This is a genomic window from Vibrio sp. (assembly GCF_047973365.1).
Lineage (GTDB): Bacteria > Pseudomonadota > Gammaproteobacteria > Enterobacterales > Vibrionaceae > Vibrio.
Window position 1 is genome coordinate 14,446 of record NZ_JBKEBW010000014.1, and the last position, 12,778, is coordinate 27,223.

General features: G+C 43.6%; 9 protein-coding genes. All 9 read left to right on the plus strand.

Going from position 1 to position 12,778, the window contains the following annotated elements:
• Positions 1-166: 166 nt before the first annotated feature.
• Complete coding sequence (locus ACK5MF_RS02085; RefSeq protein ID WP_416918893.1) at positions 167-2,617, plus strand: type I restriction-modification system subunit M; 2,451 nt, start codon at positions 167-169, stop codon at positions 2,615-2,617.
• Positions 2,614-3,990 (plus strand): restriction endonuclease subunit S, encoded by a 1,377-nt coding sequence (locus ACK5MF_RS02090; protein WP_416918895.1) that lies wholly within the window; start codon positions 2,614-2,616, stop codon positions 3,988-3,990. Before ACK5MF_RS02085 ends, ACK5MF_RS02090 begins: the two co-directional genes overlap by 4 nt.
• Positions 3,990-5,522: a DUF262 domain-containing protein gene (locus ACK5MF_RS02095; RefSeq protein WP_416918897.1), complete on the plus strand. Its 1,533-nt coding sequence runs from the start codon at positions 3,990-3,992 to the stop codon at positions 5,520-5,522. The genes ACK5MF_RS02090 and ACK5MF_RS02095 overlap by 1 nt, the downstream gene beginning before the upstream one ends.
• Positions 5,515-7,527 carry a DUF262 domain-containing protein gene (locus ACK5MF_RS02100; RefSeq protein ID WP_416918899.1) on the plus strand — a complete coding sequence of 671 codons (2,013 nt, stop codon included), beginning with the start codon at positions 5,515-5,517 and terminating at the stop codon, positions 7,525-7,527. The genes ACK5MF_RS02095 and ACK5MF_RS02100 overlap by 8 nt, the downstream gene beginning before the upstream one ends.
• A complete protein-coding gene (locus ACK5MF_RS02105; protein ID WP_416918901.1) occupies positions 7,520-10,651 on the plus strand; it encodes a type I restriction endonuclease subunit R in 3,132 nt (1,043 codons plus the stop codon). The genes ACK5MF_RS02100 and ACK5MF_RS02105 overlap by 8 nt, the downstream gene beginning before the upstream one ends.
• Positions 10,651-11,382 (plus strand): M48 family metallopeptidase, encoded by a 732-nt coding sequence (locus tag ACK5MF_RS02110; RefSeq protein ID WP_416918903.1) that lies wholly within the window; start codon positions 10,651-10,653, stop codon positions 11,380-11,382. The genes ACK5MF_RS02105 and ACK5MF_RS02110 overlap by 1 nt, the downstream gene beginning before the upstream one ends.
• Positions 11,383-11,434: 52 nt before the next feature.
• The gene (locus ACK5MF_RS02115; protein WP_416918904.1) at positions 11,435-12,148 is read left to right on the plus strand and encodes a zeta toxin family protein; all 714 of its coding nucleotides are present in this window, start codon (positions 11,435-11,437) and stop codon (positions 12,146-12,148) included.
• Between the two features lie 10 nt (positions 12,149-12,158).
• Positions 12,159-12,323 carry a hypothetical protein gene (locus tag ACK5MF_RS02120; protein WP_416918906.1) on the plus strand — a complete coding sequence of 55 codons (165 nt, stop codon included), beginning with the start codon at positions 12,159-12,161 and terminating at the stop codon, positions 12,321-12,323.
• 290 nt (positions 12,324-12,613) lie between these two features.
• Positions 12,614-12,778 (plus strand): transposase (locus tag ACK5MF_RS02125; RefSeq protein WP_416918908.1); only part of this gene is annotated, 165 nt, incomplete at its 3' end.

Genomic DNA, 12,778 nt, shown 5'->3' on the forward strand with positions numbered 1-12,778 from the left:
TCGCCAGTTCAACGACTTTGCGATGAATCTCCTTGTGGCAATGCGCCAACTTAGATAATTTGGCAAAATGCACAACTTAACGGTACGCCTCAAAGCTGCCAGCTTAAATGCAGAACAACTGTAACGTTCCAATCCATTTCAGATGAACACCTAAGGTTTAAATAGAATGGCCATTAAGAAAAACGAACTATATTCCTCCCTTTGGGCAAGCTGTGATGAATTGCGTGGCGGTATGGATGCCAGCCAGTACAAAGATTATGTACTGACCATGCTGTTTATGAAGTATGTGTCAGATAAAGCAAAAGACAATCAATACCCGATGATCGTTGTGCCAAAAGGTGCAAGCTTTGATGATATGGTTAAATTAAAAGGTCATACGAAGATTGGGGAAGATATTAATAAAATTATTCGCCTACTTGCAGAAGAGAATGATCTGAAAGGCGTGATTGACGTGGCCGACTTTAACGACGAAGACAAACTCGGTAAAGGTAAAGAGATGGTCGACCGCTTAAGTAAGTTGGTGGGTATCTTTGAAGGGCTAGATCTGTCTGGTAACCGTGCGGATGGGGATGATTTACTGGGGGATGCGTATGAATACCTGATGCGTCATTTCGCGACTGAATCGGGTAAATCAAAAGGTCAGTTCTATACTCCTTCGGAAGTGTCACGCATTTTGGCGAGCGTAGTGGGGATCACCAAAGAAACTCCGCAGGACGCAACCGTGTATGATCCGACCTGTGGTTCTGGTTCTCTATTGCTGAAAGTTAATGATCAGTCTCAGCGCGGTCTGTCGCTTTATGGACAGGAAATGGATAACGCCACCAGTGCATTAGCGCGTATGAACGTGATTTTGCACAGCTGCGAAACCGCCAATATTTTTAAAGGTAACACCTTATCTGAACCCCACTGGAAAGATGCGCCTAACAAGCTAAAAACCTTTGATTTTGCCGTCGCCAACCCGCCGTTTTCCAATAAAAACTGGACCAGTGGTCTAAACCCGAACGACGATGTTTATGGTCGTTTTACCTGGGGTATTCCGCCAGAGAAAAATGGTGACTACACCTTCCTGCTGCATATTTTGACCAGCTTGAAAAGCACGGGTAAAGGGGCAGTGATCCTGCCACATGGGGTATTGTTCCGTGGTAATGCGGAAGCCAATATTCGTGAAAACCTGATCAAACAAGGTTACATCAAAGGCATTATTGGGCTGCCAGCCAACCTGTTTTATGGCACCGGTATTCCAGCCTGCATTATCGTGATTGATAAAGAGTATGCGAGAAAAGCTGCCACGACGGCTGATGGTCAAGTGGAAGGGCGTCCGATCTTTATGATTGATGCCAGCAAAGGCTTTATGAAAGACGGCAATAAAAACCGTCTGCGCAGTCAGGATATCTACAAAGTAGTGGAAGTCTTTAATAACGGTCTGGAGATTGATCGTTACAGCCGCTTAGTACCAATGAAGGAAATTGCTGACAACGACTACAACCTGAATATCCCTCGTTATATCGACTCTTCTGAACCTGAAGATCTGCATGATTTAACCGCGCACCTGCAAGGAGGCATTCCCAACAGTGATGTGGATGCCCTTGGTGAGTTCTGGCGCGTGTTCCCATCGCTGCGTGAGACCTTGTTTGCGCCGTTGCGTGACGGTTACAGCCAACCGTTGGTGGCGGAAAGTCAGGTGAAAACCACCATTCTGGCGCATCAGGAATTTAAAGATTTTGCCGTGCGCAGCTTATTGCCATTTAAGCAGTGGCTGAAACAGGCGGCACTGAAAGAAATTGCCAAAGGCGATAGCCCGAAAGAGCTGATTGTTGAACTTTCTGATGCATTGTTAGCGGCTTATGCCAACAACGATTTGTTGAGCAAATACGATATTTTCCAAATTCTGATGGATTACTGGGCGGATGTGATGCAGGACGATGTGTACGTGCTGGCACAGGACGGCTGGCAATCGGGCAACTTACTGCGTGAGCTAAAAGTGAAGAAAGGCGAGAAACTCAAAGAAACGCCAGATCTCATCATCAACAAACAAAAATACAAAGCCGAACTGATCCCGCCTGCACTGATTGTGGCGCGTTATTACGCCGATAAGCAGGACAAACTCAATGAGTTGCAAGCTAAACAGGATGCCGCTACGCAAGAGCTAGAAAACTACCTGGAAGAGCAGGGTAGTGACGATGGGCTGCTGGTGGATGCAATGAATGATAAAGACAAGCTCACCAAAGCCAGTGTTGCCGCGTGCGCTAAAGTCGCGACGGATGCCGAAGAACTGAAAGCCCTCAAACACGCCAACAAACTGTTTAATGCTGACGTCAGCGCCAAAAAAGCGGTCAAAGAAGCGCAAGAGGCGCTGGATCTGGCAGTCTTTAAGCATTACCCAACTTTAACCCTTGATGACATCAAGACACTGATTGTCGATGATAAATGGCTCGCCACTCTGCAAACCCATATTCAGGCAGAAATTGAGCGCGTTACCCAGCAATTGGCTAATCGCGTTAAAGAGCTGGAACAGCGCTACAGCACACCACTGCCAATCTTGACCCAATCTGTGGTAGCACTGAGTGATAAAGTCGCCAACCACCTGAAAGCCATGGGATTGGAGTGGATGCTATGAGTGAGGCGGCAGTAATGGCAACAGAAAAACAGGCGGTGCCACAAGGCTATAAGCAAACTGAAGTTGGGGTGATTCCTGAGGATTGGATTGTTATGTTTATTGATGATTGTGCTGTTAAGGTAGGTAGTGGTAAAACGCCAACAGGAGGTGCAGCCGTTTATGTTGACGCTGGTCGACCATTTATAAGAAGTCAAAATGTAGATAGGGGTAAATTAGATTTATCAGATGTCGCTTTTATAACTGATGCTGTTCATAGCACTTTTATAGGAACTGAGTTGAAAGAAGATGATGTTCTTTTAAATATAACAGGGGCATCAATTGGTAGATGCTCAAAAGCTGATAGAAGAATAATCGGAGGGAATGTTAATCAGCATGTTTGTATTATTCGAACTGATGACAAAAAACTGCTCCCTAAATTGCTCGTTGAATTAATCAATTCTTCGATTGGGCAGAATCAGATCGATAGCTATCAAGCCGGAGGAAATAGAGAAGGACTTAATTTTTCTCAAGTACGGCAGTTAACTTTCTCTATATCCGCAGATATTACAGAACAAACCGCCATTGCCAATGCTCTATCGGATATGGATGCGCTGCTGAGCGAATTGGAACAGCTGATTGCCAAAAAACAGGCGATCAAAACCGCTACCATGCAGCAGCTACTCACTGGCAAAACCCGCCTGCCACAGTTCACTATCCACACCGACGGCGAGCATAAAGGTCAACCCAAAGGGATGAAACCCAGTGAACTAGGGGAAATACCGGAGGATTGGGAGGTTGAGCCTCTTGGAGCATTACTTTCTGACAATCCCAAGTATGGTATTAATGCTGCTGCTGTTCCTTTATCTGGAAATTTACCAGTTTACATACGAATCACCGATATTAGTGAAGATGGTTATTTTAAACCGACGAAAAAGGTTGGTGTAAATAGCCCTTTTTCAGATATGTATAAACTTAAATCAGGTGATATTGTTTTAGCTAGGACTGGTGCTAGTGTCGGAAAGTCGTATTTATATCAGGAGAATGATGGGGAATTAGTCTTTGCTGGATTTTTAATTAAAATATCTCCAGATCAAAAGCGTTTAAGCTCAGAATTTTTATCTCATTTCCTAAAGACAAATCAGTACTGGAACTGGGTTACTGTTAACTCTATGAGAAGTGGACAGCCAGGAATTAATAGTAATCAATATAAAAGCTTACAACTAGCCTTGCCTAAAATTCATGAACAAACCGCCATCGCCAATATCCTCTCCGATATGGATGCTGAAATTCAGGCACTTGAACAGCGCTTAGCCAAAACGCGCCAGATTAAACAGGGTATGATGCAGGAACTGCTGACCGGGAAAACTCGCTTGCCTGTGAAGGCGGGTGACTGATGAATACTGTCACGGAAGACCTTGCATTACCGCAAACGCAGGATGTGACCGTGCGGCTTGCCAGCTTTGCAGAGCTTGCCAGCCCAACCCAACCCTTGGTGCTGGATAACTACCAACGTGCCTATGTCTGGACCGATGAAAAAGTGGTTCAGTTGCTGGAGGATTTTGCTGAGTTTGTCTCGGTTGAATCATCGAATGCAGCCAGCCAGTATTATCTGGGCACCTTACTGGTGCATCAAAAGGAAGAGCAAGGTAACGCGTGTTGCTGTGTGATTGATGGTCAGCAACGGCTGACCACATTGGCGGTTCTCTATTGGTTATTAAAAGGAGAATTGCCACCCTTTATTCAGTTTGAATTTCGTTCTTCACTGTCGCGGGTGAATGTGCAACAAGCGAAACAGACCATGCAAATATGGCTTAACCAGCATACGGACATACACTCGACGTTGAAGGCACTTTTCGACCAGTTACGATTCACGGTGATTACCGTGACGCGGGAAGATTTGGCTTTTACCTTTTTTGATACCCAAAACAACCGTGGTATTCCTTTAGGCAGCACCGATTTACTGAAAGCGTACCATCTACGAGCGATTCAAAGTGAGGACGTCAGCTTAGTTGAACAACTGCAAAGTCACTGTGCCAGAAAGTGGGAACAGGTGCAGCAAAAGGGTGACTTGGTTAAAAAAAGTAAGCGTTATGATTTTGCGCCGGATCTGTTTCATTACTATCTGTGGCGCGGTCGTAATTGGCGCGGCTCAGATGTTAAAGAGCTCGAAAGTCGTGATGATATGCTGACCCATTTTGGTCAGCAGAGTAAGGTATCACCCATTGGTCATGTGGCGCTTTATCCTGCTGGCGCGAATCAATGGGGACAAACATTACAACTCACTGTCGCCAATGATTACCGTTTAACGCCAGCTGCGCAGCAATTTGGACAGCAGGCTGCGCATTTGCCTTTTTCGCTACGACAACCCATTAGCCGTGGTGCTGGCTTTTTCCTTTACGCCGAAAAATATGCCGATTTACTGCAACAACTGTTGTTTTCTCCCAGCTTTGACCCAGAAATTAACGCCACTCAGCAGTTCTATAAAGCGGTGGTGAGTACGTTATCGGCTTATTTACAAAGTTTATTCCGCCTAGCGCTGCTCACCTATTTTGATCGTCTTGGTAGCGCTGGTTTATTGCGCTTTGCGCTGCACTTGGATCACCGCCTTGGCGCGCTGCGTTTATCTAAGTCGGACATCCGCCGCGAGACACCACTGAAATTCTTGCGTGAAGCCAAACGCAACTTACTCGATGTGATTGCTTATGCCTATGAAGGGGATGATGTGATTCGTTACTTACAAGAAGAGAAGGACGATAAGGTCTATGCGCAAAATGACGGCTGGTCGAAACAGATAGAAGAGAAGGGTAATAAAGTGCAGGAAAGTTATGTCTTTGCCGTGGCACAGTATTATCAATTGTCTGATCTGACATTGAAAACCGCACAGTGTATGGATGAAAAAGCATCAAGGGAGGTTTCTCATGGCTGAGTTTTCTTCCGATTTGATCACTGTTGATGATGTGGTAAACAACCGATACTTGTTTAATATTCCGATTTACCAACGTTTATACGTGTGGGGTAAAGAACAAATCCATACCTTGCTGGATGACATTGTCTCAGCGTGTCAGGAGCAGAAAAGTACGTTTTATCTCGGTGGTACATTGGTGATAGAACGTGAGCATGAAATCAGCAATAAGCTGTCTTATCCTGTATTTGATTTGATTGATGGTCAGCAGCGCTTTACCACTTTGTGGCTTATCAGTGTTGTATTGGGTGATTTGCTAAAAGATTACCAGCAGGTAGAGACTGATAATGGTGTTCGACCACGCATCAGTTTTGCCATTCGCCCTGAAGTGACCACCTTTTTTGAAAAAGTGTGTCAAGGCGAACAGCCCAGTCTGCCGCAAGCCAAACAACTGGAAGATGCGCTAGTGGACATCCGCTCCTATTTCGTTAATTACGCTACTCAGAATCAAAAGATACTGAATCAGGTTGAACTGGCTGAGTTTATCCGCCATAAGGTGCAACTGATCTTAACCAAAGTGCCTAGCAATACCGATCTCAATAAACTGTTTGAAGTGATTAATAACCGTGGCGTGCAGTTGCAGCACCATGAAATATTAAAGGCGAAATTGTTGGAGAAAATCAGTCAGCATGAGCGGGAAGCCTATGCGCAGTTGTGGGATGCGTGCGCCAATATGGATGAGTATGTTGAGCGCAACCTGCGCCAAACCACGAAAATTGATACCGTATCACTCTATGAAGTAAAGGCACCTATCAATGATGCCGGGATTGAAAGAGAACGGTTGGCCGATGCTCGTGCGGTGATTAGGGCATTAGGTGAACTGAAAGATCAAGACGAGTGTTCCCCGACTAGCCTAGAGGCTATTTTGACGAAAACAGAACAGTTCACCACAACTGCTATCGGTAACAATACAAACGAAGATGCTGAACTGCCTGATCGAGCGAGCAGTATCATCACGTTCTCCATGTTGCTGCAACACGTATTAAGGATCTTTCTCCAGAAAAACGCAGAGGTGGGCTCTCAAGACATTAGTAAGGTTTCAGATAAAGATCTGCTGGTGTTGTTTGAGTTGCATTGGTTGAAATTCAAACCTTCTGCTGCACAGGTTAAAGCCTTTATCGAGCTACTATGGCAAGTGCGCTATCTGTTTGATAAGCATGTGATCAAATGGGTTACGGTGGAAGATGTGCGGGTGCATGCTATTCGACGTTTGTACGTGAATCGCAGTAGTGCAAGAAATACCGCTTATTTGCAACGTTTATCGAGCGATGCAGAGCCCGATTTTGCGTTGTTGCAAAGCATGTTGTATCACTCGCAACAGATGACCACTCAATATTGGTTAACGTCGTTACTCAATTTTTTGTTAGAGCATGATGAGAAACAGGCTTATCTGTATTTATGTCATCTTGATAATCATTTGCTGTGCAGTGAAGCAGATGCTTCTTTGGTGGAGCGGACTCGCCGCTATCTTGTTGAGCCTTGGCACAAAGAAATCGTGTTGGATGCCGAGATGAGTCTCAACCAGCATTTTGACAATGGGACACAGTATCCTCATTACTGGTTTTATAAATTGGAATTTGTTCTATATCTCAAGCTAAAAGCGGACAATTCAGCATCAGTTGAAGGGTTTCGAATGACCGCGAAGAACTCCGTAGAACATGTCACGCCACAGAATCCAGAAAAGGAGAGTGACCGTATTCCGGCTGATCTTTTGCACTGCTTTGGTAATTTGGCATTGGTAACACGAAGCCTCAATTCGGAGATGAGTAACAAAGGGTTCAGCATCAAAAAAGCAGAATTTGAAGAGCGTCATCGTGGTCAAGGTGTTTCTTTAAAACTGGAAGATATTTATGCTCATTCACAATGGCAGAAAATAGAAATTGAAGGTCATCAGCAACAGATGATTCAAGAATTTAATCAATATTTGGCAAAGGTAGAAAGCCAAGTTCAGGAGTTGATTAGTGAATAACGTCGGACAAAAAGAACGCATTACTCAAAACCGGGTAGTCACCTTTTTCCAGGATCAACTGGGTTATGACTATTTAGGTAACTGGGAATACCGTGAAACCAATAAAAATATAGAAACAGAACGATTAACCCAGTGGTTAGAAAAACAAGGTGTGTCCAACGCCTTGATGACACGTGCGCTGCGTAAATTGGACAAAGCGGCTGCTTTAGGCGAAGGCAAAAAGCTCTTTGATTCCAATAAAGAAGTGTATCGCTTGTTGCGTTATGGCGTGAAAGAAAAAGAAGGCGCGGGCAAGCAAAACCAAACTGTGTGGTTAATCGATTGGAAGCATCCAGAGAACAATGATTTTGCTATTGCTCAAGAAGTGACGGTAAAAGGTGAGAATAAGAAAAGACCGGATATTGTTCTGTATGTAAACGGTATTGCCCTTGGGGTGATTGAACTGAAGCGTTCATCTGTTTCTGTTGCGGAGGGGATTCGCCAGAACCTTGATAATCAGAAGAAGTCTTTTATTCGCAACTTTTTCACTACCATGCAGTTGGTTATGGCGGGAAATGATACTCAGGGGCTGCGCTACGGAACCATTGAAACCTCAGAAAAATATTACCTTGAATGGAAAGAGGCGGATGTTGAAGGGGCATTACCGATCAAAGGAATTGAAACGGAAACGCTGCTTGATGTTCACATTGCTCAGTTATGTGAGAAAAAACGTTTTTTACAGATTCTGCACGATTTTATTGTGTTTGATTCGGGCGTGAAAAAGACCTGTCGTCATAATCAGTTTTTCGGTATTCAGGCTGCTAAGCAGTTTGTACAAAATCACAAAGGGGGCATTATCTGGCATACCCAAGGGTCAGGTAAAAGCCTCACTATGGTGTGGTTAGCAAAATGGATTCGTGAGCATGTAACGGATGCGCGTGTGTTGATTATTACTGACCGTACTGAACTGGATGAGCAGATTGAAAATGTGTTCACTGGGGTCGATGAAGCGATTTACCGAACCAAAAGTGGTGCTGATCTTTTGGGTACATTAGCTGAGCCAAATCCGTGGTTGGTGTGTTCTCTCGTGCATAAATTCGGTCGCAATGGCGAGTCTCTGACCGAAGATGATAACGATGAAGCGACCAAGAGCTTTATCGATGAAATTAAAGCGGCGGCAAAAGGATTTAAGCCTAAAGGTAACTTGTTTGTTTTTGTTGATGAGTGTCACCGTACTCAATCCGGGAAACTGCATGAGGCAATGAAAGAGTTTTTGCCGGATGCGATATTTATCGGTTTTACCGGTACGCCGTTGATGAAAAAGGACAAGAAAAAATCCTTAGAGGTGTTTGGCCCTTATATTCATACCTATAAATTTAATGAAGCGGTTGAAGACAAAGTGGTGCTGGATCTGCGCTACGAAGCCCGCGATATTGACCAACACATCACCTCAGAGAAGAAAATTGATCAATGGTTTGATGCGAAAACCAAAGGTCTCTCTAATTTGGCTCGTATGCAGCTCAAACAGAAATGGGGCACGATGCAAAAAGTGCTTTCCAGTCGTTCTCGCTTAGAGCAAATTGTCAGCGATATCCTAATGGATATGGAAACTAAACCCCGTTTAATGGATGGTCGCGGTAATGCCATGTTGGTGTGTGCAAGTGTTCATCAGGCTTGCGTTGTGTTCGATTTGTTTAGCCGCACTGACTTAAATGGCAAATGTGCCATTGTGACCAGTTATAAACCAATGGCCAGTGAAACCAAAGGGGAAGAATCGGGCGAGGGGTTAACTGAGAAGCTCTTTAAATACGATACTTACCGTAAAATGTTAGCTAATTATTTTGAGCAAAGCGAAGACGACGCAGCTAAACGAGTTGAAGAGTTTGAACGGGAAGTAAAAAAACGCTTTATCGAAGAACCCGGTCAAATGCGTTTGTTGATCGTGGTCGATAAGCTATTAACCGGTTTCGATGCGCCATCGGCAACGTATCTTTATATTGATAAGAATATGGCGGATCACAACCTGTTTCAGGCTATTTGCCGAGTCAACCGTCTTGATGGTGAAGATAAAGAGTATGGTTTTATTGTCGATTATAAAGATTTGTTTCGTTCACTAGATAAAGCCATTAAGAACTACACCAATGAAGTGTTTGACGGATATGATCAAGAAGATGTAGTTGGGCTGCTAAAAGATCGCTTGCTGGAGTCGAAATCTGATTTAAATATTGCTTTGGAAGTGATTCGAGCTTTATGTGAGCCAGTGAAGGCGCCACGAGCAACCACGGATTTCATCCATTATTTTTGTGGTGTTTCTGGTAGCGAGCCAACAGATGTAGATGAACGCAGTGAGAAAGAGGCCCTGCGTTTGGCACTTTATCAATCCGTCGCTAAATTGTTACGTGCCTATGCGAACCTTGCTAATGAAATGATACAAGCGGGTTACACTGAACAGCAAGCAGAAGAGATCCGTAAAGAAGTTACATTTTATGAAAAAGTTCGCGATGAGGTGAAAGTTGCGAGTGGTGATCTACTTGATAGCAAACGCTTTGAACCCGCTATGCGTCACTTGTTAGATATGTATATTCGCGCAGATGACAGCGAAACGCTCATGGATTTTGAAGAGTTTGGTCTGATAGATTTGATTATCAATAAACAAGATCTGAGTTCCATTCCTGAGGGGATTCGCAAAGATGAAGACGCCATGGCGGAAGCGATCGAAAACAACGTCCGTAAAACTATTGTGGATGAGAACCCGGTCAACCCCAAATTTTATGATCAAATGTCGGTGCTACTGGATGATATTATCCGCTTGCGCCGTGAAAAGGCGCTCGACTATCAGACCTATTTAGAAGAAATTCGAAAATTGGCGCAAAAAGTGAAAAATCCAGCGAGTAGTCGCAGTGCTAATTATCCTAGTTCCATTGATACGATGGCGAAGCAATCGCTATACGATAACTTGGGACGTGATGAAGTGTTGACTGCCAAAATCGATGCAGCCGTACGCTACACCAAAAAAGCAGATTGGGTGGGTGATCGTTTCAAAGAACGTGAAATTGCTCGTGCGATTAGCGAAGAAACGGCTGATTATGGCATAGATGTCGATAATGTAATGATCCTGATTAAAGCCCAGAAGGAATACCATTAATGCCTAGCGAACGTTGTTCAACAGTGACTATTGGTAGTCTCGAAGTTGAAATACAGCGTAAATCGATAAAAAATATTCATTTAAGTGTGTTGCCACCTAATGGTTATGTTCGATTATCTGTACCCAATAGAACCAGCGAGGATGCAATACGACTTGCGATTATTAATAAACTTGGTTGGATTAAGCAACAGCAAGCGGATTTTGCTGCTCAACCTCGCCAAGCCACTCGTGAAATGGTGAGTGGGGAAAGCCATTATGTATGGGGACGCCAATACCGGCTTGATGCTGTTGTGAGCCCAACTAAGCATGCTGTTAAGGTAAAGAATACTGAATGGTTAGAGCTCTCTGTGACACCTAATACGACAACAGAAAAGCGTGTAAAGCTGCTCAATCACTTTTATCGTCATGAAATGCATCAAGCACTCACCAATTTGCTCCCTGTTTGGGGGCAAAAAACTGGTGTAAGTGTCAATGAAATTGGTGTGAAGAAAATGAAAACGAAGTGGGGCAGTTGTAATATTCAGGCAAAGCGAATTTGGCTCAATTCAGAATTGGCTAAAAAGCCGCCTGAATGTTTGGAATACATCTTGGTTCATGAGATGGTCCATTTACTGGAACGTCGACATAATGACCGATTTAAACAACTGATGGACCGATTTATGCCTAACTGGAGGGAACGACGTAGCTTGCTTAACAGTTTACCTCTGGCGTATGAGGATTGGAGTTATTGATTCTGTAATGTTTATTGATAACTAACCAGCAATTTGTCATGGGAATCGCGCAATGAATGAACAAGGGATTATCGATAAGGCAATTGCTGAAGCTAAAAAAATGAAAAGGGATCTGGCTAAGAAGATGGTTGATCACTTGCCTCAGGAAGAGTCTGCAGTCTCTGTTTTTATGGCTGGTTCTCCTGGGGCAGGAAAAACTGAAACAGCACGTAATATTTTGAGTATGTTTAAAACTCAAAGTGGTATGTCATTAGTCCATATCGAAAATGATGAGCTTCGCAAAGAGTTCGAGGATTATCATGGCGAAAATTCACCGTTGTTCCAAAGAGCAGCTACTCTTCTGGTCGAAGCGATTCATGATCGTGCTTTAAAAAAGGACGTCAGTTTTATCTTAGATTCAACATTGTCTAGCTTTGAAAAAGCAAAAGACAATATAGAACGTTCTTTAAAACGCGGACGTTATGTACAAATTATCTTTGTATATCAGGAGCCAGAACAAGCCTGGCGCTTGGTGAAAGCACGAGAGTGTGTTGAAGGGCGAAGAGTTCCTGAAGAAGTGTTTGTGACTCAGTTTATGCAATCGCAACAGGTAGTTAGTGAATTAAAGAAAATATTTGGTTCTGATATTGATATTATGTTCATTGAAAAAAATATTGACGGCAAGAATGAAAGCCCCCATTTTAATGTGACTGACATTGACGCATTGTTACGCAAAAAGTACAATCGCCAATCTCTGGAAACCATCGTCGGATTAAAGCAATCATAAGGAGGAAAGGATGAGCGGTACTAAACGTGAAAAGGTTAAATCCACACCTTTCTCTGATTTTATTCGTCATGCTTCATCAAGTGAGAAACGTAAACTCTTCGATCAAGTGGTAAGAGAAACGATTAAAGAACAGCAAGAAATGATCGCAAAAGCTGATCAGCGTGTTTGTCGTTAGAATAAAAGGTAATTTATCAAGGCCGCTGTTAAGCGGCTTTGTCGTTTCTGGATTTGAAAAAACTTCACGTGCAAATCAGCTCATTCTACCCAGTCTCACCCTCTGCTTGTCTTGTGATTAACAGCATCGAGTGAATTAACCACTTCTGAGCACTGAGAATGTGGGTATTCTCTGCTAGGAATATTCTGAAACGCACTTTGAGTGCTGAAAATCATACTGTAGTGGTACAGTGAATTTGGCCACCTGAATAGAGGTGTTAAGATACACCTCAGAGACAAACAGGTGATTTTATGACAAATCGTACAAGACGCACTTTTAGTGCGGAATTCAAACTTGAAGCAGCACAATTAGTAACAGAGCATGGCTATTCGGTTATCGAAGCCGCTAAAGCAATGAATGTAAGTCAATCAGCAATGGATCGCTGGGTACGGCAACTCAAGCAAGAGCAACGAGGC

Excerpts from the sequence above, each read along its gene's own strand:
- ACK5MF_RS02085 (WP_416918893.1), top strand. The coding sequence starts at position 167 with ATGGCCATTAAGAAAAACGAACTATATTCCTCCCTTTGGGCAAGCTGT.
- ACK5MF_RS02090 (WP_416918895.1), top strand. The coding sequence starts at position 2,614 with ATGAGTGAGGCGGCAGTAATGGCAACAGAAAAACAGGCGGTGCCACAA.
- ACK5MF_RS02095 (WP_416918897.1), top strand. The coding sequence starts at position 3,990 with ATGAATACTGTCACGGAAGACCTTGCATTACCGCAAACGCAGGATGTG.
- ACK5MF_RS02100 (WP_416918899.1), top strand. The coding sequence starts at position 5,515 with ATGGCTGAGTTTTCTTCCGATTTGATCACTGTTGATGATGTGGTAAAC.
- ACK5MF_RS02110 (WP_416918903.1), top strand. The coding sequence starts at position 10,651 with ATGCCTAGCGAACGTTGTTCAACAGTGACTATTGGTAGTCTCGAAGTT.
- ACK5MF_RS02115 (WP_416918904.1), top strand. The coding sequence starts at position 11,435 with ATGAATGAACAAGGGATTATCGATAAGGCAATTGCTGAAGCTAAAAAA.
- ACK5MF_RS02120 (WP_416918906.1), top strand. The coding sequence starts at position 12,159 with ATGAGCGGTACTAAACGTGAAAAGGTTAAATCCACACCTTTCTCTGAT.